20 protein-coding genes, 1 rRNA gene and 1 other annotated feature are annotated in these 24,560 nt (G+C 41.0%); of the genes, 6 read left to right on the top strand and 15 right to left on the bottom strand.

The window, feature by feature from the left end:
- The first annotated feature begins 152 nt into the window (after positions 1-152).
- Positions 153-1,097, top strand: a complete 945-nt coding sequence (locus tag VJ09_RS12975) for an alpha/beta hydrolase (RefSeq protein WP_044642885.1) — start codon at positions 153-155, stop codon at positions 1,095-1,097.
- Positions 1,098-1,184: 87 nt separating this feature from the next.
- Here the strand turns inward: VJ09_RS12975 and rrf are convergent.
- The 12 genes from rrf to VJ09_RS12910 all read right to left on the bottom strand — a co-directional run bounded on the left by rrf (position 1,185) and on the right by VJ09_RS12910 (position 15,207).
- Positions 1,185-1,301: ribosomal RNA gene (rrf, locus tag VJ09_RS12970) — 5S ribosomal RNA — on the bottom strand.
- 89 nt (positions 1,302-1,390) lie between these two features.
- Positions 1,391-2,574 (bottom strand) — a sequence feature (23S ribosomal RNA rRNA prediction is too short).
- Positions 2,575-3,312: 738 nt separating this feature from the next.
- Positions 3,313-3,456 carry a hypothetical protein gene (locus VJ09_RS18510; protein ID WP_154662365.1) on the bottom strand — a complete coding sequence of 48 codons (144 nt, stop codon included), beginning with the start codon at positions 3,454-3,456 and terminating at the stop codon, positions 3,313-3,315.
- 346 nt (positions 3,457-3,802) lie between these two features.
- Positions 3,803-4,831, bottom strand: a complete 1,029-nt coding sequence (locus tag VJ09_RS12960; protein ID WP_044642884.1) for a cytochrome d ubiquinol oxidase subunit II — start codon at positions 4,829-4,831, stop codon at positions 3,803-3,805.
- A gap of 26 nt (positions 4,832-4,857) precedes the next feature.
- Positions 4,858-6,222, bottom strand: a complete 1,365-nt coding sequence (locus tag VJ09_RS12955; protein ID WP_044642117.1) for a cytochrome ubiquinol oxidase subunit I — start codon at positions 6,220-6,222, stop codon at positions 4,858-4,860.
- Between the two features lie 102 nt (positions 6,223-6,324).
- Complete coding sequence (locus VJ09_RS12950) at positions 6,325-7,533, bottom strand: dihydrolipoamide acetyltransferase family protein (RefSeq protein WP_044642116.1); 1,209 nt, start codon at positions 7,531-7,533, stop codon at positions 6,325-6,327.
- Between the two features lie 14 nt (positions 7,534-7,547).
- The gene (locus VJ09_RS12945; RefSeq protein ID WP_044642115.1) at positions 7,548-8,522 is read right to left on the bottom strand and encodes an alpha-ketoacid dehydrogenase subunit beta; all 975 of its coding nucleotides are present in this window, start codon (positions 8,520-8,522) and stop codon (positions 7,548-7,550) included.
- Positions 8,519-9,580, bottom strand: a complete 1,062-nt coding sequence (pdhA, locus tag VJ09_RS12940) for a pyruvate dehydrogenase (acetyl-transferring) E1 component subunit alpha (RefSeq protein WP_044642114.1) — start codon at positions 9,578-9,580, stop codon at positions 8,519-8,521. The genes VJ09_RS12945 and pdhA overlap by 4 nt, the downstream gene beginning before the upstream one ends.
- Positions 9,581-9,586: 6 nt before the next feature.
- Positions 9,587-10,687: a Leu/Phe/Val dehydrogenase gene (locus VJ09_RS12935; protein WP_044642883.1), complete on the bottom strand. Its 1,101-nt coding sequence runs from the start codon at positions 10,685-10,687 to the stop codon at positions 9,587-9,589.
- A gap of 282 nt (positions 10,688-10,969) precedes the next feature.
- Positions 10,970-11,230 (bottom strand): AbrB/MazE/SpoVT family DNA-binding domain-containing protein, encoded by a 261-nt coding sequence (locus tag VJ09_RS12925; RefSeq protein WP_044642112.1) that lies wholly within the window; start codon positions 11,228-11,230, stop codon positions 10,970-10,972.
- A 32-nt stretch (positions 11,231-11,262) separates the two neighbouring features.
- Positions 11,263-12,279: an anti-sigma factor domain-containing protein gene (locus VJ09_RS12920; protein ID WP_044642111.1), complete on the bottom strand. Its 1,017-nt coding sequence runs from the start codon at positions 12,277-12,279 to the stop codon at positions 11,263-11,265.
- A complete protein-coding gene (locus tag VJ09_RS12915; RefSeq protein WP_044642110.1) occupies positions 12,280-12,987 on the bottom strand; it encodes a sigma factor in 708 nt (235 codons plus the stop codon).
- Positions 12,988-13,263: 276 nt separating this feature from the next.
- Entirely contained in the window at positions 13,264-15,207 is a 1,944-nt protein-coding gene (locus VJ09_RS12910) for an AMP-binding protein (protein ID WP_044642109.1), read from the bottom strand.
- Positions 15,208-15,350: 143 nt separating this feature from the next.
- Between VJ09_RS12910 and VJ09_RS12905 the strand changes: the two genes are divergently transcribed.
- The 3 genes from VJ09_RS12905 (at position 15,351) to VJ09_RS12895 (ending at position 18,845) form a co-directional block, all read left to right on the top strand.
- Positions 15,351-16,070 carry an alpha/beta hydrolase gene (locus VJ09_RS12905; protein WP_044642108.1) on the top strand — a complete coding sequence of 240 codons (720 nt, stop codon included), beginning with the start codon at positions 15,351-15,353 and terminating at the stop codon, positions 16,068-16,070.
- Between the two features lie 384 nt (positions 16,071-16,454).
- Positions 16,455-17,384: a hypothetical protein gene (locus tag VJ09_RS12900; protein WP_044642107.1), complete on the top strand. Its 930-nt coding sequence runs from the start codon at positions 16,455-16,457 to the stop codon at positions 17,382-17,384.
- A gap of 120 nt (positions 17,385-17,504) precedes the next feature.
- Complete coding sequence (locus tag VJ09_RS12895; RefSeq protein WP_044642106.1) at positions 17,505-18,845, top strand: erythromycin esterase family protein; 1,341 nt, start codon at positions 17,505-17,507, stop codon at positions 18,843-18,845.
- Positions 18,846-18,900: 55 nt separating this feature from the next.
- On the opposite strand, the gene VJ09_RS12890 is transcribed toward VJ09_RS12895, so the two are convergent.
- The 3 genes from VJ09_RS12890 to VJ09_RS12880 all read right to left on the bottom strand — a co-directional run bounded on the left by VJ09_RS12890 (position 18,901) and on the right by VJ09_RS12880 (position 22,000).
- Positions 18,901-19,857, bottom strand: a complete 957-nt coding sequence (locus tag VJ09_RS12890; protein WP_044642105.1) for a glycine-rich domain-containing protein — start codon at positions 19,855-19,857, stop codon at positions 18,901-18,903.
- 77 nt (positions 19,858-19,934) lie between these two features.
- Positions 19,935-20,378, bottom strand: coding sequence for a BrxA/BrxB family bacilliredoxin (locus VJ09_RS12885; RefSeq protein ID WP_044642104.1), 444 nt, complete (start codon positions 20,376-20,378; stop codon positions 19,935-19,937).
- 194 nt (positions 20,379-20,572) lie between these two features.
- On the bottom strand, positions 20,573-22,000 hold the full coding sequence (locus VJ09_RS12880; protein ID WP_044642103.1) for an RtcB family protein: 1,428 nt from the start codon (positions 21,998-22,000) through the stop codon (positions 20,573-20,575).
- Positions 22,001-22,292: 292 nt separating this feature from the next.
- Between VJ09_RS12880 and VJ09_RS12875 the strand changes: the two genes are divergently transcribed.
- A complete protein-coding gene (locus VJ09_RS12875; protein WP_044642102.1) occupies positions 22,293-22,715 on the top strand; it encodes a hypothetical protein in 423 nt (140 codons plus the stop codon).
- Between the two features lie 143 nt (positions 22,716-22,858).
- A complete protein-coding gene (locus tag VJ09_RS12870; protein ID WP_044642101.1) occupies positions 22,859-24,280 on the top strand; it encodes a TcaA 3rd/4th domain-containing protein in 1,422 nt (473 codons plus the stop codon).
- Positions 24,281-24,560: the final 280 nt, after the last annotated feature.

Raw genomic sequence — 24,560 nt, 5'->3', positions numbered from 1 at the left:
CGAATTTTTTTGCATTAAAACATGATGGTATAATGGATTTTGGTCTGCATCAACTCAGACCTATTCGATTTTATAAGAAAGTTACTTCCAACAGTTATCAGAAAATAAATCTGAATGATGTCTTACATGAGGGAAAGAAGAGTGAAACCAGTATGTTGATTCTAATTTTAATTACTATCTTACTAGCTCTTGTAACATTAGGTATTGGTTATTATTTTTCCAATCAGGTATTACGAGTTAATTACGCAAAACAGGGATCAATACGAGTAGCAAACCTAGAAAATCTCGAAGTGTTTCAAGATTTTTCTAAAAAGATGAGAGGCGAAAAATTTATTGTCCAATCAGATTTTGGCTATAAACTTGTAGGAAAGTTCTTCCCAGCAAAGAAATCATCTACCAAAATTATGATTCTTGCACATGGTTTCGGTGGATATAAGGAGACGATGACAGCCTATGCAAAGATGTTTTTAGAGTTAGGATTTCATGTTATTGTTTATGATCATCGTAATAGCGGGGAAAGTGGTGGAAATACCATTACAGCTGGTATACATGAGAGTAAAGATATGAAAAAAATAGTCGACTATGCGAAAAGTAAACTAGATCCTGGTAGCCAAATTGGCATTTTTGGTATATCGATGGGTGCTGCAACAACATTGTTGTATGCAGGTTGCATAGAAGACGGTGCGGACTTTTATATTGTAGACTGTCCCTATACTGACTTTTTTACAGAGGCAATGTATCGACTTCAAGAGGAATTCTCCTATATCCCTTCATTTGCAAGAAAAGTTGTTGCGCATTTAGGAAATCTATTTATTCAATGGCGATCAGGAATAAATATTTTAGACGCATCTCCTATTAATGTAGTAGCTGATATTCAATCTCCTGTTCTGTTTATCAATACAAAAATGGATACTTATATTCCTCCATACATGACACAAGAGTTATATAACAAAAAACAAGGTACAAAGTTTATTCGTTGGTTTGAAAAAGGAGACCATGGAAAAGCAATATCATTATATCCTGATGAATATAAGCAAGAGGTAATAAAATTTTTGGCAAACATCCATTTTAATCTAGATGAACAAATTTACTCATAAAATTACCTATCTCATTGATTTAAAATATCATCATTCAACAAAAAACCACTTAGGCTACCGAAGTAGCAACTAAGTGGTTTTTTGTTTGCCTGGCAATGACCTACTCTCCCAGGACCCTGCGGTCCAAGTACCATCGGCGCTGGAGGGCTTAACGATCGTGTTCGGGATGGGAACGAGTGGGACCCCTCCGCCATTATCACCAGACAGTCAGTGTTGAGACATATGAAATATGTCACACCCTGAAAATTAGAACAGAAGGCCAAGTATGTTGCAAATCGAAAAGTAAGACATGTGAGGAAAAGCCCTCGACCGATTCGTATCTGTCAGCTACACATGTTACCATGCTTCCACCTCAGACCGATCTACCTCGTCATCTACAAGGGGTCTTACTTCCACGAAGGAATGGGAAATCTCATCTTGAGGGGGGCTTCGCGCTTAGATGCTTTCAGCGCTTATCCCGTCCATACTTGGCTACCCAGCGGTGCCTCTGGCGAGACAACTGGTACACCAGGGGTATGTCCATCCCGGTCCTCTCGTACTAGGGACAGCTCCTCTCAAATTTCCTACGCCCGCGACAGATAGGGACCGAACTGTCTCACGACGTTCTGAACCCAGCTCGCGTACCGCTTTAATGGGCGAACAGCCCAACCCTTGGGACCGAATACAGCCCCAGGATGCGATGAGCCGACATCGAGGTGCCAAACCTCCCCGTCGATGTGGACTCTTGGGGGAGATAAGCCTGTTATCCCCGGGGTAGCTTTTATCCGTTGAGCGATGGCCCTTCCACAAGGAACCACCGGATCACTAAGTCCGACTTTCGTCCCTGCTCGACTTGTAGGTCTCGCAGTCAAGCTCCCTTATGCCTTTGCACTCTATAGGCGCGATTTCCGACCGCGCTGAGGGAACCTTGGAGCGCCTCCGTTACATTTTAGGAGGCGACCGCCCCAGTCAAACTGCCTGCCTGACACGGTCCTCGAACCGGATGACGGTTCTGAGTTAGAACTCCGATACGACCAGAGTGGTATCCCACCGACGTCTCCTTGGAGACTGGCGTCCCCAAATCATCGACTCCCACCTATCCTGTACAAGTCGTACCCGAGATCAATATCAAGCTGCAGTAAAGCTCCACGGGGTCTTTCCGTCTTGTCGCGGGTAGCCAGCATCTTCACTGGCAGTACAATTTCACCGGGTCANGATGTTTGGTTTGGGCTAATCCCGTTTCGCTCGCCGCTACTCAGGGAATCGCGTTTGCTTTCTCTTCCTCGGGGTACTTAGATGTTTCAGTTCCCCCGGTCTGCCTCTTACCACCCTATGGATTCAGGTGGCAGTACTTGCTCTTCAAGCAAGTGGGTTGCCCCATTCGGAAATCTCCGGATCAAAGCTCACTTACAGCTCCCCGAAGCATATCGGTGTTCGTCCCGTCCTTCATCGGCTCCTGGCGCCAAGGCATCCACCGTGTGCCCTTAGTAGCTTTACCTCGGTCATTACTTTTCGGTGATTGCAACAAAACGTAAAAGACTTCCACGATATTTGATGTCGTAGGAAAACTTTATTACGTTTTCTTACTTGGCTTTCTGTATCTAATTTTCAAGGTGCGTTTCATTTTTGTATGTCGCTCGCGGCGACAAGAAATAATATATCACGCTGAAAGTATAAGGTCAACACTTTTTTAAAAGTTTTTTAGGATGGCAAGTATAATATATAGAAGGGTTTGCAATCCTCTTATTTAAGACTTATAAGATATCGTAATTACTAAATTAAAACATACTTAAACTATTCGCCACTTTATTTGAACAGCTTTTCAAATAACATTTTAACCTCCATAAGCACAGCATTGTTTTTGTGTGTTTGAGATACCCGCTCTCTTAAAAATTGGCTAAATTGTTCATTCGCACGTTTCAGTTCTTTGATCGCTTGTTTTCTACTCTCGCTTTTCTGTTTTTGTTCGTCTCAAACTATGGATCATCTTTCGTACTTGAGATGTTTTTTCGGCAATAACTTTTAACTCTGCTGCATAAGAATGGTCTATTCCTTGAATATGCTTTATCTGTTCTTTCAACATCTGTTCATTTTCGCATAAGGTTTGCTCCCAGTTTAATTCCTGTTCTCTATCTTCTAAGTCTTGCTCCTTCCTATTTAATTCTAACTCCTTTCTCTTTAACTCTATTTCCTTATCTTTTAAATTTATCTCTTTCTCTTTAAGCTCACCCTCAATTTAAAATATTATGAAATAATCCATTCTATTTACAACTTCTCTTGCTACTTCTTCTGGTAATTCAAGTTGTTTTACAATTTTAGGGATAACTTCTAAAAACTCATAATGACCTAATTGATATATCTGTAAAAGTTCCACTGCCAAGTCAAGTTCTTCTAGCTTACCATGTCACCTGTACAAGATTTTAAAAGCTCTTCTTTTTCTTGATTTGTTAGCTTTCGGATTTGATCCATATTAGTATCACTCCTTAGTATCTTTATCAAAGAAATATAACAATTTTGTTTACTCTACTTACACTTATTAGAGAACTATTCTAAAAACCTGGAGAATCGTAGCATATTGATTTCTATAAAGATTCTATTTTAGCTTCTATGCCGTTTCAATAAACAGTAATTTTCATATTCAATATATTTAAATTAATATACACCATCCGATTATTCATCATAAAAAACGACACCCACCGATGTGAATGTCGCTTCATACCACCACATTATCTCCTCGCAAGATATCGCTTATCTTTCAAGAAAAGCCGCCAGAAGAGGAAGAATAGCGGGAGTAAAACCGCTAAACCTATTGCGATTGTGCCTAATAAACTATAAAACGTGTTGATATTGGTAAACGCATCCGAAACGGTTAGAAATGGGTACACAATATAAGGTAGATGCGCACTCCCATAAGCAAAAGTAGCCAAGAGGTATTGTAAGGCTACAAATAACACTGCGGGTCTTGGTCTGCCGATTCCAAAACGTTTGTGACGTGCTGGTAAAAACAATGCAATATAAGCCAATACAAAGGAAACCAAAGAGGCAATAAACCAAGGGAGATAACGAAACAATCTTTCATATAACCATTGTGCCTCTGGCTCAAGTAAGGTTAAGGCTAGCATGGCTGAAATGAGCGCTAGCGGCCCGATCATAAGAGCATTTCTCCGATATGCTCGATAAGCTTTGGGATCATCCGATTCTAACGAGTAATCGGAAAGAAAGACCGCACTTAGAAACAGCGCAGAGGTAAGTCCGAATAGCATGTACATATAGACGGCCGGGCTGGACAACCATTTGGTAATGAGTAGGATCGGTTGTTCGTTGACCATTTGCACCAAACCACCTTCTGTTACTGGCAAAGCACTGATTAGTAAAGTAGGTATCAAAATCCCGGTAATCCCTGCGACCACCCGCAGCAATTTCTCGATGCCGGTCAAGGTGTAAGCAAAGACCATAAACGCACTTCTAATCGTTAGAAGTAGCAATATGGAACTTACTGGTATCAGTAAAACAGTACCCAATGTAAAAGCAGCGACCGGGAAGAGTCCTACCAATGATACAACTACAAAAACTAAGGTAGTATTGGTAATTTCCCAGGTAGGAGACAAAAAGCGATTTGCCAATTCTCCCGCTGTTGTATTTCTCCTGAGATAAAACATAGACCAAAAGCTAGAGCCAAAGTCGATTGAACCCATGATGCTATATATATAAAGCATCATCCACAGCAGGGTAATCGCCATTCTCGGTTCTACCAAGAAATCCATCTACGAGAACCTCCTTCTTAAGCAGTAGGTATTTTAGCTGCTTTTGGTTGATTTACAATATCATCTGCAAGCGGGTGTTTTTTGAAATAGACATTCAACACGATTAGAACGATTACTGCTAAGAAGAGGTACACAGTTCCAAACAAGACAAATAAAGGACCAACTCCAGCAGCCTTCGTGGCTGCTTCAAATGTTTCTTGGAATCCATAGATGGTCCAAGGTTGTCTTCCACTACAACTAAAGATCCAACCAAATTCAATTCCAAGCATTGATAACGGACCGGAAAAGACAAGGATATTGAGTAGCCATTTGGGCATTTTGAGTCCATCTTCATTACGAAAGCGATACAAGTAGTAGATTCCAATCAAAGCAAGCAACAATAAAAGTGTGCCAATTCCAACCATCAAATTGAATAGAATATGTACATAGGCTGGTGGCCATGTGTTTTTGGGAAAGTCATAGAGTCCTTTTACTTCTGTATCAAAACGATTATCAGCAAGAAAGCTGAGCATATACGGAACTTCAATCCCGTACTCTACTTCTTCCGTTTCCGGATTCACGATTCCGCCGATGGAGAGCGGTGCATATCGTTGTGTTTTATATAGACCTTCCGCAGCTGCCAATTTTTCTGGATTGAATTGATGTAGATTCTGAGCCGATCCGTGTCCCGAAAGAGCAGTCAATAATGACATAATGAAGCCAACAGCGAGCGATAAAGTTAGTGCTTTTCGGTGGATTACTGCTTCTCTTACGTTTTTACGAGCACGTAAGTACTTGTAAGCCGCAACCGTCGTAACAAAAAATGCTCCGGTCATTAATGCAGAGACCGTTACATGATAGGCGGTCATTGCAAAACTAGGGTTGAAGAATGCTGCCCAAGGATCGACGTGCGTAACTTTTCCATCTAACGTGAGATCAAAACCTCTTGGTGTATTCATCCAAGTGTTGGCAGAAGTGATTAAGATGGCAGAGGCAGAGGCTCCAAATGCTACTAGAAAGCTAGCCAAGACTCTCATCCAAGGGCGAAGTCGATCCGCAGCATAGACGTAAATGGAGAGGGCTAATGCTTCTAAAAAAAAGGCATAAATCTCGATCTGAAACGGTACCGAGATTACTTCTCCCACGATCTTCATAAATCCAGGCCAAAGGAGCGATAGTTGCACACCGACAATGGTTCCACTTGGGATCGCCACTCCAAGTAAGATCGCTACTGCTTTCGTCCAACGTTTGGCCATCAGGTTGTAATCGTTATCTTTTTTCCAGATATGCATCACTTCACTCAAGAAAACCATAAGTGAAAGTCCTACACCTAATGTTGCAAAAATAATATGAAAGGCGAGTGATGTACCAAAAAAAGCGCGTGATAGTGTTACGTTATCCAAGAGTATCACCTCGAGCGTGTCTTGAACTTAGTATGAAATCTAAACTGGAAAAGTATGTATTTTTCCCTCATGAAAAAAAGAGCCTAGGAAATAGGCTCTTTTTTAAATTAATCTGGTTAAATCAGATGTATATCGATTTAACGTGTTGGTAAAACGGATTGCATCTGCACCATCCAATACACGATGATCAAATGTAAGGGATACATTCATCCGCCAACCGATCGCAAGCTCTCCTTCTGAAGTAACAATCGGTTTTTGTACGATCGGATGAAGAGCTAAAATAGCCACTTCAGGTGGATTCAAAATTGGGGTTGCCCAATCTCCACCCAAAGTACCTGCATTACTAATAGTAAAGGTGCTCCCTTTTAGCTGTGCGGGTATCAATTTACCCAAGCGAGCAGTTTTGACCAATTGCTCTATTTCAACTGAAATTTGCGAAGTCTCTTTTTGTTCCACATCTCGTAAGACAGGTACCAATAGTCCCTGATCAGTATCTGTAGCAATCCCAAAATGGATAGAAGGAAAGGTTCGAATCTTCTGTTCTTCTTCTAGAAAGTGAGAGTTAAACAAAGGGTGTACTTGCAGAGCAGAGGCAATACATCGTAATAAGATTGTTAAATAGGAAGTAGGGCTGTTCTCCCCTTTGTCTCTGTCTAGCAATCTACGTTTTCGCCACTCGACGATTCCAGTTACGTCTAACTCGGCAAAATGCGTTACATGTGGCTTGGTTTGGACAGAAGTCGAAAGCCGATCCGCAATGACTCTGCGAACGGGAGATAGCGGACGATCGATTGTTTGATGGTTCGTTGAAGGGATCTGTTCTGATATAAGAGTCAGCTCACTTTGAAGAGTGGGACTAACTTGAGCAGCACTCACAGACTGGATCTCGTTGGATTGTTTTTGTAAAAGATAACGTTGCAGATCTTCTTCAATTACACGACCATTAGGCCCAGATCCTTGTACCTCTTGGAGCGATATACCTAGATCCCTTGCCGCTCGGCGAACAGTCGGGGCTGCTAAAACACGCTTTGGCAAAGATTTTTGATTAGTGGCGTTTTTTTTTTGCGGATCCGTTGTCTCCAATACAAACAACACATCTCCGACTGGAGCCACTTCCCCCTCTTGATAGCAAATTTCTCCAATCCATCCTGCTCCTGCTGAAGGTAACTCTACCACTGCTTTGTCTGTCTGTACTTCTACCACGGCTTGATCCGGTTCTACTCTCTCCCCTACTTGCACTAACCAGCGGACCACTTCTGCTTCGGCAACACCTTCCCCTACATCAGGCAATAAAAAGGCATTCTTAGCCAAAATGAATTCCTCCTTCAACCCTTTATAGCTTGCTCTAGACCTAGCACAATCTTTTGAAGATCAGGACGGAAATGATCCTCTAAGGCAAACATAGGAACAGGGACGTCTGGGCTCGTGACTCTCACCATAGGTGCTTCCAGATGATAAAACGCTTTTTCTTGAATGAGGGCAAATAGCTCTGCTGCTAATCCGGCAGTTCGTGGTGCTTCATGTACGACCACAACTCGACCTGTTTTTTGGACAGATCGTATAATAGTCTCTTCATCAATTGGATATAGAGACCTTAGATTGAGTACTTCACAAGAGATTCCTTTCTCAGTAGCTACCTTACTTGCTTGCTGAACTAGTGGTACCATCGCCCCCCAGGCAATAACCGTTACATCTGTTCCTTCTTGTAAGACCTGCGCTTGATGAAGTGGAGTAGTATAGTATCCTTCTGGAACTTCCTCTTTGGTAGTTCGATATATTTTCATTGGTTCCATAAAGAGAACAGGATCTGGAGATTCAATTGCTGCTAACAGAAGTCCTTTTGCTTCTTTTGGGGTTGCGGGAACAACGACTTGAAGCCCAGGGGTGTGTACAAAATAGGTTTCAGTAGAATCGCAATGCAACTCAGGGGCGCGAATACCACCACCATACGGAGCACGGATGACCAACGAACTAGGATAGGCACTTTGTATTCGAGTACGCAACCTCGCAACGTGAGAGATCACTTGCTCAAAAGCCGGATAGAGAAAGGTAAGGAACTGCATCTCGGCGATGGGTTTCATACCATTTAACGCCATCCCGATCGATGCACCTATGATTCCTGCTTCAGACAATGGAGTATCGATGACTCGGTGATCCCCAAATTCTTCCCATAATCCTTCAGTAGCTCGGAATACTCCTCCGTTTTTCCCAACATCTTCTCCTAGAACAACCGTCTGTTCATCCCGTTGGAGTGCCACTTGTAATCCATCTCGAATCGCTTCTACCATCGTTAGTTTCATCGGGACATCTCCTTTTTCATGAAATGTCGTCGTTGTTCTTCTAAAGAGACAGGAAGCTCATCGTAGACGTGTTCGAAAAGATGTATCGGAGGCACTGCTTCCGCAGCTTCTGCTTCCCGGACTGCATCTTCTACTGTTTGTTTCCAGATACCCTCCATTTCTTCTCTCTCCATATCAGACAAAAGACAATATTCCTCTAGTAACGTCTGATAACGTAACATAGGGTCCAGTTTTTCCTGCCACTGGCTTACTTCTGCTACAGGCCGGTATCGACTAGCATCATCAGCCGTTGTATGAGAGCCTGTACGATAGGTGACCGCTTCAATTAGAGTCGCCCCTTCTCCGTTTCTCGCCCGCTTCACCGCTTGAGTCATCACATGATAAACTGCCAACACATCATTACCATCAACACGAATCCCCGGAAAATGGTATGGAGCTGCTTTTTCTGCGATTGTTGGAGATGCGGATTGACGTGTCAGTGGAACGGAGATCGCATACCCATTGTTCTGACAAAAGAGAATCAGTGGTAATTGGAATATACCAGCAAAGTTACAGGCTTCATGGAAGTCTCCTTCGGATGTAGCCCCATCTCCAAAGAAGGCAACTGCAAGAAAATCTTCTTGCTTGTATTTACTAGCCCAAGCTGCCCCCATCGCTTGTGGGATCTGTGTTGCGATCGGAACACAGGGAGGCATAATCTTTAGACCTTCTGGGGCTACATTACCTTCTATGCGACCCATCCAGTAATGTAGAACCTGTTTCATGGGCATTCCAAAAACCATCGTTGCAGCATGATCTCGGTAACTAGGGAAAAGCCAATCTTTCTTAGATAGAGCAAGTGCAGCCCCTACCTGACTAGCCTCTTGACCTTCAAATGGCGCATATGTCCCCATACGACCTTGTCGCTGCAACAGTATCGATTTTCGATCAAAAGTCCTCATCAGTCCCATCCAGTAGTAGAAATTACGTTGTTCCTCCTGATCGAAGCTTTGCCAAACCGTTTCTCCTAACTCTGTTAATCTACCTTCCGGTGTTAGACATTGAACTATTTCTGCCATGAGTGATCACCTCCCTGAATAGATCCGATGTAGATCTGCCACTTTATTTAAACGACGATCTACTAGTTGGTCTGCTGCTTGGCAGGTAGGGATATTCTCTTGTGCAGACACTCGATAGATCTCTAAGAGTCCTTCATAGATCGATTTGGTTTTTGCTATAACAGTCTCTTCTGTCCCACCCTCTAATTCGGTCGCTGCTTGGATCAGCCCACCTGCATTGACCAAATAGTCGGGGGCATACCATATTTCACGTCGCTGTAACTCAAATCCATCTTCTTCCCTTGAAAGTTGATTATTCGCTGAGCCTACGACCGCTCGACAACGTAGTTCCGGAATAGTGAGATAATTGAGGACTCCGCCAATGGCACAAGGAGCAAATATATCACAAGCTACCTTGTGGATTTCATCCCAATTACAGATTGTTACTCGCTGTGGGTCTCTTTCTTGGATTTCCAAACACCGGTTTGCTTCGATATCGGCGATATAGCAAGTCGCTCCTTCTTGTAAAAGGAGGTTAGCTAATTTCCCGCCTACTTTTCCAACACCTTGTATCGCAAAAGTACGTCCTTCTAAAGAGTCATCTCCGTACAAGTATTTTAATGTGGCTCGAATACCTTGATACACTCCATGAGCCGTTGGAAGTGATGTATCCCCGCTTCCTCCATAACATTTTGGAAGTCCTACAAAAGCTTGGGACTCACGTCTTGCGTGGACAAAGTCTTCTGGGTCGGTTCCCATATCTGTTCCAGTATAAAATCGACCTTTGAATCCTGCTAAAAAACGACCGATCGCTCGGAAAAGCTCTGGTCTTTTCTCTTTGGGATCTCCAATGACGACCATCTTGCCACCACCAAAGTCCACATCCGCAATAGCACTTTTATAGGTCATCCCTTTGGACAGTTTCAAAACATCCTGTAAAGCTTCTTCTGTCGTTGCATAGTCCTGCATACGACAGCCACCCAGTGCCGGTCCCAGTGTCGTATCATGGATCGCGATAATTGCTTTTAGTCCAGAACTGGGATGACGACAAAAAATGATCTGTTCATGTCCATCTTCATCCATCAAATCAAATAAATCTTGAATGGACTGATGTTGCAAACTATCCATTTGCTTCACCTCATCGTTGCAATTTCCTGGCATGCTACTTTTCCCTATCTTATGTGTTTCCTGACTAGGAGTTCATTCTTGCTTGCCAGCTATTTTTGTAACCGCTTACAAAAGATGAAACAACAAGTTCATCCATCGGACAATTTGAGTTTTCCACAGAATATTACGAATCTAACATATTTATTTTATCAAATAGATTGTTTCAAAAAAAGAGTTCTTGCTATTTTTCAGCAAGAACTCTTTTTTAATCACTATATGATACAAATGTTGAAATGACTGACCTCATTTTTTTTGATTTTGAGCATACTTAGATGTTTCTTCAATGCAATTGGCACAGATAATTTTTTCTCGATAGTAAAAGAGAGACTCAGTACCTCCACAGATGACACAGCAAGGATTGTATCTCTTTAAAACAATCTTACTCTCGTCTACAAAAAACTCGACTCCATCTTGCGATTGAATATTAAGCAATTCTCGCAACTCTTTCGGTAGGACAATTCGTCCTAGATGATCTACCTTTCTCACAATCCCTATGCCATTCATGTTCTTACTCCTTTTCTAGGATTACTCTTTTACTACTGTGCAGGTGTAATCTCCGTTGACTTATTTTCTAGATTGGAACTATCTGAATTCTCACTAGTCGTATCAGATGCAGGCACCTTCTGTTGTTCTTCATTTGAAGGAGCCGAAGGAGAAGTTGGAGAAGTATCTTCCTCTGTTCCTTCCAAGTTCATCTCTTGGTTGTTAGGAGATTGATTTTCAGGAGCTGTGCTAGATTTTGACTGTTTCGGGATATCCTCTGTTGGATGAGCCGCTTCTTTTTCCAGAATACCTTTCCAATCCTGTTCCGTTGGCGGGTTTTGTAGCTTCTCCTGAACTATTTCGTTCTTTTGTAATTCCTCTACGCTAGTTTGAGAGATATATTGTAGCGTTAGCTCCTGATCTTCTTTTTGAGAAAAAATCCAAACAGCATACCTGGCAGGAGAAAGTCCGCTTTTTTGCACTTCTGCTTTGACTACTGACGGCACTGTAATCTTAGTTAACTCAAAAGATAGAGAGTTCTCTGATTGGATATTATGAATAATCTCCTCTACTTGTGAGAGTTTTTCTTGGCCATCTTTATTGCCATTAAATGTAGAAAGTACCATTCGTTCTGGAGTAGTGTTTGGCCGTTGTTTTTTCGCTTCTTGAAACCACTCTTGAAAAAACTGGGATACATTCTTTCCCTTCCAATTCAACTGCTGCTCTATATCAGATGCTGCTATATTAAGTGCTCGAACCGAAATTACTTGGAATTCATTATTAATCTCCACCTCTACGCTTCCATTTCCATCTAAATAGATCAAGGTAGAAGCGTGTGAGTTATTAGGCCAAACCGCTAACACAACAAAGCAAAAAATTACTGCTGCTGCTACACTGGCAATAAAGCGCGTCCAATGGAACGTTTTTTGTCGAACGGGAGCATCCGTCCAAACTACTTCGTCTCCTACTTGCTTCTTGCTCCCTTGATGAGGAATAGACTTGAATTCCCCATCCGCTGAGAGTACGATCCAATTTTCCTCCTGGACTTCTAATATCACACCTTGTTTCATTTAATCCTCCTTCCGTTCCAGTGAGATTACCAAATAATTTTGCAACAACGGTAGATCTTCTGAAAATAAAACAGTTAATGCTATCAAATACTGTCGATGCCTTTGAAGCGTACGTCGATGTATCCCTACTGTTTCTAACAAATCCGTCGGAATCTTTTGATTGCCATATAACCGCTGTCGGAACTCACGAAAACGACAGATCCTCAGAGCAAACCGTATCAAGCTTTCTCGACTATCACGATGTTTGGGTGTTAACTTAGGAAGTTGGGATAAAGAGATTCCATGTTTAGACAAAGCAATCTGGTACTGAATAATCTCTTCACGACGCAACTCCTGTAAGTCTTTCTCCAAAAACTCATCCACTGCAATCTGATAAAGCTCTTTATTCACATAATCTCCTTGTGGTTGTTCCTCCTGACTCTCTATCGAAAGAGAGAGGTTATGTTTTTTTTCTTGGCGATAATAATCAACTAGTCTCGCACTGGCAACCATATATGCAAAGGAGAGAAACGAACGGGATTGTCCTACTTTAAATCGGTCAATCGCTTCGTTTAGTGCATGAAGTGTAATGATATACTCTTCGTCTTGCTTCGAGATTGAACGCCCGCAAATTCGGCTTGCTATTCGGCAAACATACGGTTCTAAATTGTGTAGCAAATCTTCTCGCTTCTCGTCTACTTGGCCATTTTGTTTCACTTCTAGGAGCATCTCGTCCAATCCTGGAAGTGCATTCTTTGTTCTCCCGAAAATGGAATCATCTCTCCTTATGTATCAATACGAGAAGTATCTTTAATTTTAGTCGCTTTTTATTGCTAATTCGTTCAAAATTGAACAAAATCTATTGTATCAGAATCCCCAAAAATTTCCCCCGATTTTTGGCATAAAAAAAACCCCACCTTAAGACTTTGAAAATCAAAGTTTAGATAGGGATAAATAACTATTATTTACAATAGAAAGGAAAGTCCCATTAACAGCAGTTCCATCTCATTTGACTTTTGGAGAGAGTGTTTGAAACTCTTGTACCACATCTGGATTTTCCAACGCCGACAGATCTCCTAGATTTTTTTGTAAGTAGGCAGACCGTACTACACGACGCATCACCTTGCCATTTCTTGTCTTAGGTAGGCCGCTTACAATCCAGATCTCTTTAGGTTTTAAGGCTTTTCCTAATTTACTACCGACCAGTTCCTTTAACTCTTCCATTAATTTAGTTGGGTCAGCTTCTGATTGACGCAACACAACAAAACAGACAGCTGATTCCCCTTTATCAGGATCTGGTACTCCTACTGTACATGCCTCTACAACATTTTCGTGGTGGACGAGAACCGACTCCATCTCGGCGGGTCCTAATCGTTTTCCGGCGATTTTGATCGTGTCATCTGAGCGTCCTGTAATAAAATACTGCCCATCTTCTTCCATTACCCAATCTCCATGAACCCAAGTTTGGGGAAAGCGGCTCCAGTAGGTCTCCAAATATCGATCGTCTGCTTTCCAAAAGCTATTCGTCATCCCAACCCACGGTTGATATAGCACTAATTCTCCTACTTCACCTATGACTTCTTCTCCGTTCTCATCTACAATCCCAATTGCCATCCCTGGTAGTGCTCCATTGAACCCACAAGGGACTTGCGGTTTAACTAGCACATTTGCCAGAATTCCACCTGACGTTTCGGTACCTCCTGAATAGTTAAAGATCGGAACTTTTTTCTCACCGACTTGTTCAAATAACCATTTCCACGGATCAGGATTCCAAGGTTCTCCGGTCGAGCCAAACACTCGTAATGACGAAAGATCGGCATTCTGATGCCATTTGTTCTCTTGTTTCATGAGAACCCGAATTAGTGTTGGAGAGATACCTAAATGAGTAATTCCATGTTTTTCTACAAGATTCCATAAACGCCCAGGGTTCGGATAATCTGGAGTGCCATCATACAGAACCAAAGTAGCTCCATTAACTAAGGCACCAAATACCATCCATGGTCCCATCATCCAACCCATATCCGTCATCCAAGTCAATACATCGCCTGGTCCTACATCCATCCCAATTCCGGCATCAAAAGCTGATTTAATCGGGAAGCCTGCATGAACATGAACCGTTCCTTTTGGTTTCCCTGTAGTGCCTGAGGTATAGATCAGCATAAAAGGATCCTCTGCTCGAAGATCTAACTTTGTATCGGTGCAGGTACCTGTGAGGAGCGTTTCCCAATTCACATCCTGGTTAGGTCTCTTTTCAAAACTTCGCTCCATAAGCGGTACTACTATCACCTTCTCCAAAGTAGGCGACTGGTCTGCCGCCCGATCGGCTTTTTCCTTCATGGCAACAAGATTTCCTCTACGCCAATAGCCATCTGCTGTAATCAATATTTTCGCTTCACTATCTTGAATCCTCATTGCCACCGCATCCGCCTCAAATCCGGAAAAGCACGGTACCGCAATTGCCCCTATTCTCGCAATTGCTAATAGACTGATTACATTCTCGGCAATGAGTGGTAAATAGATTGCAATTCGATCGCCTTTTTCTACTCCTAAACGTTGTAACCCACTTGCAACTTTTTGAACCTGTTGCAATAATTCTCGATACGTGTACTTGATAGTTTTCCCATTCTCGCTTTCCCAAACCAAAGCTAAACGATTGCGAGAGGAATGATTCTCCACATGGCGGTCTAGACAGTTGTAAGTTAGATTACACTTAGCATCGATAAACCATTTTGTACGTTCTTTGCCGTCTTGCATATCCATTACTTTGTTATACGGTACTGTCCATTGCCAATTTAATTCCTTTACTACTTCTTCCCAAAACCATGATATATCTCGGATCGATTTGTCATAGAACGCATCGACCTCTTGGAAGCCTAATTTACGCATGAATTGATCATATCTAGTTGATCGAATAAACGTCTCATCTGGAACCCAAGCTGCCTTCTGCAATCTGGTTCCTCCCTTATCTGTAATCGCTTACATATTATTTATTTTAAAAAATTTTGATCGTTCCGTCAAAAGGTAGTAATCCACCAAACTTGGAAATCTAGGGGTATAGTATAGGTAAAGCATTTCGAAAAGAGGGATCGGTAATGGAAACCAAATATACGAAACGTACCATACGCAAAGAAACGATTGAGAGTCAGTACCTTCAAGAAAACAAACAGATCCTTGTTTTCTTACCTCCTGGTTATGACCATTCTTCTACCTATCCAGCACTATTTTTACATGACGGAGTCGACTACTTTAATCTAGGTCGAATTGTTACCCAGGCAACTAAAATGATAGAAGAAGGGCAGATTCGTCCCTTGATCATCATTGGAATCCCAGTGAATAAAGAAGTTCGTACACCAGAATATTCTCCTGCTGGAAACCGCCATACGGCACATATACAGTTTTTTACTAGAGAGTTATTGCCAAAGATCCAGACCAGCTATCCAATTGATCCAGAAGAGATTGTAATTGGTGGCTCGTCCTTGGGAGGAACCGTCTCGCTCAGTATTGCCCTAAAGCATCCAGAGATTAGTACTAGAGTGTTATCTCAATCTGGAGCGTTTGTACCTGCTTCGATCGAAGCAATCTCCGATGAGTCCTCTTTGTCTGCATATAAAATCTATTTATCCGTAGGAAAATCCGAAACTGCTGTCCCAACACATATGGGAACATTAGATTTAGTAGCCCGAAATCGGGAAGTTTCTCGACTACTTAAGGAAAAGGGAGCACAATCTGTTTTCTATGAAGAAGAAGGAGACCACACTTGGGGATTTTGGCAACGTGAATTGCCACGAGCACTCTCCTATTTCTTTGCTTAATGTAAAAACATCAAAAAGACCGCCAGTTGAAGCTTACTTGGCGGTCATTTCATTTGTCTTCCATTTACTCGCTGTATACAACAAATGAAAGAAGGAGATCAAGCGCAACGCACAAATGAAAGGCACCAAATAACAAAACAGAAAGGAAATCATGGAATCGGTCATTATTTTCTCTCCTAGTATTCATTTTCTAACACCTCGCCACTATTAGATAAAAGATATCAAGGAGAAATTAATTTTTTGAGAAAATCTTTCTTAAGCATTTCTTAAGAAAGCCAGCTATCTATTACTCATTTCCATCACTTTGTGACAAAAACTCCGATCCGAAGAAGCTTTCCATTGCTACAATGGTTAGAATATTATGCCTTCGAAAAGGAGTCTTTCATGAAAAAATCCATTTCTCTATTCCTTCTCATGATCCTTGGTCTACTTGTAGTAGTGATCTTGTTGTACCATCTTCTACCTTTTTGGCTAAATAATGATTTTAGTCCTGAAGTAGATGCAGCGATCCTAACAGCAGTCGTTACCATCCCGCTCACTCTTTTTTCCATTGTGGCAACGGTTGGAATCTCAACCATCTATAATAGCAAAACCATTCAACTGACCAAACAACAACAACGCGCTGGTATTCGAGATATTTATGCGATGAAAAAGTTAGATGCCTATACGAGATTAATTCAACTGGTCGCACAGACCGAAACGAACCTATATCACACTACAGATCCTAAAGAGCTGAAAACATCATACCGCCAGTTTTTGCAAGAGTTGACCGATTTTTATCATAGTAATTATCTCATCGTCTCCGAAGCAGTCTCGATCGTAGTCAAATCCATTCTCTATATCAACAACAGATTGACTGCCTTGGAAAACCAAGAGTTTGTATTAGCGAGGAAAGTGTATAAAGGGTTAAAAGAGATTCACGAGGAAGAAAGCGTCTTAAAATTCGTAGGAAAAAAAGAAAAAAAGAGTCCTGAGGCGATCCAAACTCTCCTCAAAAGTGCAACCCAAGACTTCCATTCTTTTTCTTCCATTCTCTCGATCATTCCACCTAATTGGTGTAAACAAAAATTAGGCGTAGATATTCCAATTCAATATTCAGAAGGTGCTGAGCTATTTCTAGCTTACCGATTAGCTGGCTACTTTTATACAGACGCATTAACAGAAAAAGAAGAACCTAGTCAGATACGAAAAAACCTTTTATTACTTTATAAACATATTAAGTTGTTAACAAAAAGCGAATTGGAATTCAAAACAATTCAACGAGATATTAGTTTGTTGCGTACACAAGATAATTCTTCCTTTCCATTCATCTAAATTTCACAGGTTAACTTTCGTTTAAGTCGAGTTTAATCTCTTTTTAAATCCTTCTAATAATAAGGAATAGAGTATATTTTCGTGCTAATATAATCCCGATCTTTTATTTAGGAGGAACAGATGAAACAAAAACTTCTCATCGGGGTAACCAGTGTCTGTCTGGCAACTTTCTCTTTATTCCAACCGCTCCTACATGCAGCTAACAAGGACGGAAATCTAGAAGATTGGAAAAAGTGGACCAAACAGCATGTAGCAAAACTCCACTCCACAACTAGTTCGGATACACAAGATCTAAAAGTCCTAAAAAAATATTTGAAAGATAGAAGAATTGTCCATTTAGGTGAAATGACTCACGGTTCGACGGAGATCAATCAATCAAAGGTACGCATTATTCGATATCTTCACGAAGAATTAGATTATGATGTCCTTGCTTTTGAATCTGGTTTATCCGACACAGGAACAGTAGAGCGAAATCTTTCAAAGTTAGATGCTAAAGAAGCGATGAAAAACTCCATCTACGCTACTTGGCATACTCAAGATCTGATTGAGTTGTTTCAATATCTTCAAGAGCAAAAACAAAAAGGAGATCCACTACATCTAATAGGTTTTGACATCAATAACATGTCTAACAAATTTCTAGACGGTACCAAAGATTGGATCGCAAAAGCAAATCCAACAGCGAAAGCCTTATTAGAACAAGCCGAGAATGGATACTCTGACATACGAAAAAGCACTACTTACCAAGAATATCAACAAAAAAAGAGCCCACTATTACAAAAATATCAACAGCTTGCAAAAATCGTGAGTCAAAATCGCGCCAAGTTGGCAAAGCAATATCCAGATCAACCAAAAGCGGTTCAAATCTTGGAAGAAACTCTCCAATTACGCATTCGGATGATCGAGAACTACATTCCGTTTGAAATTAAAGAAAGCCAACAAGACTACCCTACTAACTTGGAAGATCTAACTTTCTTTAAACGAGATCGTATGATGGCTGAAAATCTAACCATAATTGCAGACAAAATCTACCCACATGAAAAAGTAATCGTTTGGGGTCACAACTACCATGTACGAAAAGATAATACCAAGATGACCAAAGATTGGGTTCAGGTTCAAGGTCCTAACATGGGAACCTATCTTCCTACTCACCTAAAGAACCAGTCCTATGTATTGGGAATCTATGCATACTCAGGTGCAAGTTTGGAGCCGAGCGATAACAAAACAATCATTCCCGTTGCCATTCCCCCTTCTGACAGTATAGAGTCCATTTTCAAATCAGTTCATCACCCTCACCTGTTCTTAGATTTATCTAAAGCACCAAAAAATAAAAGAACATCATGGATGTACAGTTCTCAGAGCGCTTCGCATTTTGGCTCTACGTTCGAACTAATGAAGGCAAAAGAACAATATGATGGTATTATTTGGTTAGAAAAAATCACCCCATCTATCATCGTGAAATAAACTAATGAAAAAACTCCCTAACCCAAGCATCAAAACTTGGGAATAGGGAGTTTTTTTATGAAAAGTTGGCAGGTGGTTTTTTAGGTGGTTGTGTGTTAGTCAAATCAGTGTAGTCATTCACTTCTTGTGGATGCGAGCGGACATATAAAAGGTAATACATTTCTGGAAAACGTTCTTGATGCACCATCGAAAGGAAAATAACACCTGTTAGCATATTGAGTGTTGGGTCCTGATCATATGGTTGTAACTTGCGATTGTAACGAAACTTATTTAGATCCCCGTCAAACATTTGAACATGTTGATCAACCATATGGAATTTTGATCGGATTCTCTCGATCATATCGTCCCCGATGTTCCACAATCCTGGTACATAATTCATGTTTTCCAACGAAAAATACTTTTTGATAATCTCTTCTTTGGAAAGAGTAAGCCAATCATTCACCATGTTTTGGGACAATGCATTTTTGAGAAATACTCCCCAAACAACTGGACTATATTGAGTTGGTTGAAACAGTGTTATATACAATAGATCAAACCATGCTCTCTCATGAGGAGTCGTTTTTTTGGAACTAGCTCTTTCGGGATGTTCTATCGTTTTTCCTATGAAATTAGTACAAAAAGCTTCGTACTCTTCGGGAAAATGTAACATTTCATGCCAGATCACATCAATTTCACGACTAGGCATTGGTAGATTCGGTACGAGACAGCGGAGAACAAAATACCGTTTCCATTCAAACCAGCGATTATCCCACTCTGTTAGACCAATCTTCTGTTCCCGCAACACCCGTTCCTTTACTTTGTTTACATATTGATCTGGAAAGGATGCCTCCAAATGTCTCGTCAATTGAATTAATTCGTTGCGAATTTTATCATTTCCAGTCTCTTGGATCCCCAAATATGGCTTCAGATGCGACTGATTGTTAACACTCTTGATTCCTTGACGATACCAAACATTTACCATAATCGTCACAGCAATAAAGAAAAATAACAGGATACTTACGAGATATTCCATCGTGTCCTCCCGTGTTCAGTAGTTGGATACTACTACCCTAACAAAAAAGCTCCCTGAGTGTACAGGGAGAATCGATATTAATCACAATATTGATCATATGCGTTGGTGAGATATTGCGAGATTACTTCCAATGAATTGCCTTCGATCTCATGACGATGTACCATATGAACCACTTTCCCATCTTTCATGAGAACAAAAGAAGGCGAAGATGGAGGTAACTCTTTAAAGTAACTGCGTGCTTGAGCAGTTGCATCACGATCCTGTCCAGCAAACACGGTATAGAGATGAGCTGGTGTTTTCTCGTTTTTCAAAGATAGTGCAACAGCCGGACGAGCAAGACCTGCAGCACAGCCACAAACAGAGTTTACTACTAAAAGTGTAGTGCCTTTCGAACCCTCACCTTGAAGCGCAGCATCTACTTCTTCTGGAGTAGTTAACTCTTGAAAACCAACTTGGGTAAGTTCATCCCGCATTGGTTGAACCATCATTTGCATTTGTTGAAAATAAAAATTTTGAGCCATGACAATCATTTCCTCCTCTTAACCTTATTATTCTATCCATTTGCATCTGGAGTGTCTAAATACCACTTTACATAAAGTGATATCCTTCAATAAAGATGTATTCTTAGGATAGACCCATTTTGCCAAAACTACCATCCTTTTACCCATTTTAGGAGAAAAAAAACAACATGTTGGTCAAAAAAATAAGGTAGTGATCACACCCCCTTGATGACCGCCATCGGTTTACATTCTGCTACAACGGAGGCGAGACCCGCTCCTACAACGGAATCAATCACTTGATCGACATCTTTATACGCTTGCGGACATTCGTCCAAAATACTTTGTAGTGTTCGTTGGTTAACTAGAACTTCTTCTTCTGTTCCTACCTTCATGGACTGAGCAAATTGATCTACACTAACTAGTTCTTTGGTAGCACGTCGCGAACGAACTCGACCAGCACCATGACAGATTGAATAGAAATTCTTCTCTCCACTCGTTTCTCCGACCATGATGTAAGAGGATGTTCCCATCGAACCTGGAATCAGGGCAGGATGCCCTGTCTCTTTATATGCCTCTCGATTGAGAAAATGCCCTGCAGGCAACGCTCTCGTCGTCCCTTTGCGATGGATCAGCATTGGTTGATTACGATGGAATTCTTTGAGGGCATAATTGTGCATCAAATCGTAGAGTACTGGTGTCTCCATGTCACTTCCAAAGACGTCTCGTAATCCTTCTCGTACGCCATACGCAATCATATGACGATTTACCACCGCATAATTCAGCGCAGAATACATCAGGTTAAGGTAACGTTGTCCTTCTTCTGTATCAATCGGGGCAAACACCAAATTAGGATCTGCTGTTCCCACACCCCATTTTTCCATCGCCGCTCGGAAATCCTTGGTATATTTAGGTCCAAGCATTCCGCCCCATGCACGAGATCCGGAGTGAATCATCACCACTACTTGACCATCGAAGAGTCCCCACTTCTCGGCAATCTCCCGATTTTCTTCTCGAATTGAGATATGTTGTAGCTCTACAAAGTGATTACCTCCACCAAGTGTCCCTACTTGTTGCCAAGCACGACTCCACATTTTATCTGGAATCGTATCAAGATAATCCGTATCGTAAGTGAACTTGTCATGCTCTACATGAGTCAAAGAGCGTCTATTTTTCGGCGTATAGTAATCGGGTACATACTGTGGAGGTAGACCATGAATTCCTTCCGAAACAATCTTCTCCACTCGGATGTTTTGGTAATGAGTTGCACCCCGCTCATTGGCAGGTACATATTTCTCAATTGCTTTAATCATCTCACGTCGCAATTTCTTATCGACAATATCTTCTTTCTTAAGTGGTGTCAGATGAACACGCATCCCACAACCGATGTCAGAACCAACAATGGAAGGAGAAACGAAACCATCCTTCATATTCCAGACCGCTGTTGTCCCAATACAAGTTCCAATTCCTACATGAGCATCTGGCGTATAGCTCATATACACATTTCGTGGAATCGAAAGGTTATTATCTGCCATCTCATAGACTTTGTGTCCCAAGTTCTCATATACTTCGTCATTGGCAAATACATGAAGCTTGCCATGTTGCAAGGTAATCTCACGGTGATTATTTCCGTGGTCTTTTAACATTCCTCTTCACTTCCCTTGTAAAAGAGCATGTTAATATTTTAATACTTATCGAAATATTTTAAAAGAAAATTATAGAAAAAAGGAAAACATTTTCCGTATCGAATCACTCCTGCCTTCAAATATATAGTGAACTTTTATGAATCCGCTACCATTGATCTATTTATAAGGTTATACTAGAAAAGTCAGAAAAATATCTGATGATTCGGTTGGTGCTCTCCTCTATTACGATCAGAACAATAACACCAATCACTTTGCTACTCCCATCCCTCTCTAACATCAAGAAGTTCAATCTATGGACTTTTTGGTGTTGGAGGAGGTGTGGGAACTCACCTCTAACAACAAAAAACCATTAGAGGTGAGGAGAATGTATGTAAAGGATCAAGAACCGTTCTATCGTAAGGGAATTTTCTTGTCTTTTGCTGGAACATATTATTTCTCAGGAGACGAAGACTTAGCAGAAGCACGTACAAATGAGCCAATGCTCCACAAAATTTTGATACTAGCGAACTATCTCAAGGTTGTGTCCAGTAACTCCAAGGTTACGAAAGTCGAGTTTCGAGGACCAATCTACATTGCGATATATGATGACCAAAATATCATCTGGGATGGGATCGGAACAGGAACTTTTGAATGTATCACCAGAGCGAGATATGTTCTAGAAGAATTCAGTGGAAAATTGGTCCCCAAAAAAGAGATGGACCGGTACAAAATGTAAACCAACCGAAACAACCAAGTGATGTTGAACATCTACTTGGTTGTTCTATTTTATAAAACGGTCACAATTTTGCCTTATCATCTTTTCTTGTAGAATGATGTAATATAGAGAAAGTTTTCTAATTTAGATAAGGAGGAATTTGCTTGGAACAGCCTCAATTCGGACAAAACCCAAATCCTAACTCTAGTCCTGTTCAAAACTTTTTATCGGCATCGTTTCTTCCCTTTTTGAAAAAGAACCAAAAGTGGCTTTTCATCTTACTCGGCTTGGCAATACTCATCGGTTTTATTTATCTCGTAGGATATTTTTTACATGACCCTGAAGGAATGATCAACGATTTTGAAACAGCAGTACGTACTGGAAAAGTGGATGATCTTGAAGACATTGTAGTAAATAACACAGACGGTTTAAAAATGGATAAAAAGCAATTGCAACAATTTATCCAATATGCACAAAGCAATCCTAAATATTTTACTAGACTGATGGCGTCTATGCGTGCTCAATACCATTTCTATGAAGGCGAACCTTGGAATGTAGGTATAGATGCTCCAAAAGATTATCTCAGTTATGGAGACTACTATTTAGTGCACCAAGATCGCTCTTTGTTCTATGATTCTTATGAAATTGCAGTTCGTCCGTATTATGTTACCATCGAGACCAATGAACCTGATGCAGTAGTAAAGGTAGATGGAAAGCAAGTTTTCAAAACCAATGCAAACAACATGAAGCATGTGATGGGACCTGTAATGCCAGGAACATACCAAGTCCTTGTCGAGAAAAACTTTGAGTTTGCTGTACTTAGCAGTAACGAAGAGATCCAGGCTTTTGACAGATCTCCTCAAACAGTGGAAGCAGATCTCAGCCTCTCTGGAGAAAATATTTATGTAGAGTCTGAATTTGATGATACGCGCATATTGGTAAACGGACGCGATACCAAAAAAACGACTGGAACTACGGAACGTTTTGGACCAATCTCTCGTAATGGCACAGTTAAAATTCAAGGTGTGCGTACATTCCCTTGGGGCGAAGAGCGTAGCTTAGAACAAGTAATTGAAGAAAATACTTCTTCTTTTGACCTAACTCCCGTTGCCTTCCAAACCCCAGAGAGCAAAACCAAAGCAACGGAAACGATCAACAACTTCTTCAAAAGCGAGATGTCAGCGTTGGTCAGTCAAGATATAAGTAAGTTAACCAATGCAACAGACAACATGAAAAAGAAATACACCGAAGACATCAACTCTCTAAAAGATTGGGAACGTTATTGGAAAGGTTCGACTCTTGGTACACGAATCGACTATTCCAAAGCCATTATTAAAATGAACAAAGAAACTAACACCTACGAAATTTCAATCCCAGTTGAAGTACATTATCGGGCTAAGAGATATAGTAGTTATGATCGAGGAAAAGAAGATCCATTAGAAGAGACTTATGATGAATTTCATGTCCACCTTAGCTATCAAGAGTCCAGTAAAACTTGGCTTGTAAATGATCTCTCAAGCGATTACTTTGGTGGAGGCTCTAACTACATGCAGAGTCCTCTTGTTGTCAAAAGCGAATTTAAATAAGCACACATCAACCCTGCTTCTCTGTTAGAGTACGCGGGGTTGTTTTATGTAGAAGTAATCATTTTCGTAAAGTTAACAATATTAACAAGTTATATTCACAAGATTCATAATAAAATGAGTAACGTTTCATTTGAATTTACTGTTAGGAGGAACTTTTTTTGGGACAACCCCATTTTGACCCTGCTAAACCACAAGCAAGCCCTGTCAATCTATTTTTATCCGAACGACTGTTACCTGCATTTAAGAAAAACAAAAAAACTCCAGTTTAGCTTGATTGGCT

Origin of the sequence: Risungbinella massiliensis, from assembly GCF_000942395.1 — a bacterium.
GTDB lineage: Bacteria > Bacillota > Bacilli > Thermoactinomycetales > Thermoactinomycetaceae > Risungbinella > Risungbinella massiliensis.
The sequence above is the reverse complement of the archived record's forward strand: the minus strand, read 5'-3'. Positions and strand labels throughout refer to the sequence as shown.

Excerpts from the sequence above, each read along its gene's own strand:
- VJ09_RS12975 (WP_044642885.1), top strand. The coding sequence starts at position 153 with ATGTTGATTCTAATTTTAATTACTATCTTACTAGCTCTTGTAACATTA.
- VJ09_RS12945 (WP_044642115.1), bottom strand. The coding sequence starts at position 8,522 with ATGAAACTAACGATGGTAGAAGCGATTCGAGATGGATTACAAGTGGCA.
- pdhA (WP_044642114.1), bottom strand. The coding sequence starts at position 9,580 with ATGGCAGAAATAGTTCAATGTCTAACACCGGAAGGTAGATTAACAGAG.
- VJ09_RS12935 (WP_044642883.1), bottom strand. The coding sequence starts at position 10,687 with ATGGATAGTTTGCAACATCAGTCCATTCAAGATTTATTTGATTTGATG.
- VJ09_RS12925 (WP_044642112.1), bottom strand. The coding sequence starts at position 11,230 with ATGAATGGCATAGGGATTGTGAGAAAGGTAGATCATCTAGGACGAATT.
- VJ09_RS12920 (WP_044642111.1), bottom strand. The coding sequence starts at position 12,279 with ATGAAACAAGGTGTGATATTAGAAGTCCAGGAGGAAAATTGGATCGTA.
- VJ09_RS12915 (WP_044642110.1), bottom strand. The coding sequence starts at position 12,987 with ATGCTCCTAGAAGTGAAACAAAATGGCCAAGTAGACGAGAAGCGAGAA.
- VJ09_RS12905 (WP_044642108.1), top strand. The coding sequence starts at position 15,351 with ATGGAAACCAAATATACGAAACGTACCATACGCAAAGAAACGATTGAG.
- VJ09_RS12900 (WP_044642107.1), top strand. The coding sequence starts at position 16,455 with ATGAAAAAATCCATTTCTCTATTCCTTCTCATGATCCTTGGTCTACTT.
- VJ09_RS12895 (WP_044642106.1), top strand. The coding sequence starts at position 17,505 with ATGAAACAAAAACTTCTCATCGGGGTAACCAGTGTCTGTCTGGCAACT.
- VJ09_RS12890 (WP_044642105.1), bottom strand. The coding sequence starts at position 19,857 with ATGGAATATCTCGTAAGTATCCTGTTATTTTTCTTTATTGCTGTGACG.
- VJ09_RS12885 (WP_044642104.1), bottom strand. The coding sequence starts at position 20,378 with ATGGCTCAAAATTTTTATTTTCAACAAATGCAAATGATGGTTCAACCA.
- VJ09_RS12880 (WP_044642103.1), bottom strand. The coding sequence starts at position 22,000 with ATGTTAAAAGACCACGGAAATAATCACCGTGAGATTACCTTGCAACAT.
- VJ09_RS12875 (WP_044642102.1), top strand. The coding sequence starts at position 22,293 with ATGGACTTTTTGGTGTTGGAGGAGGTGTGGGAACTCACCTCTAACAAC.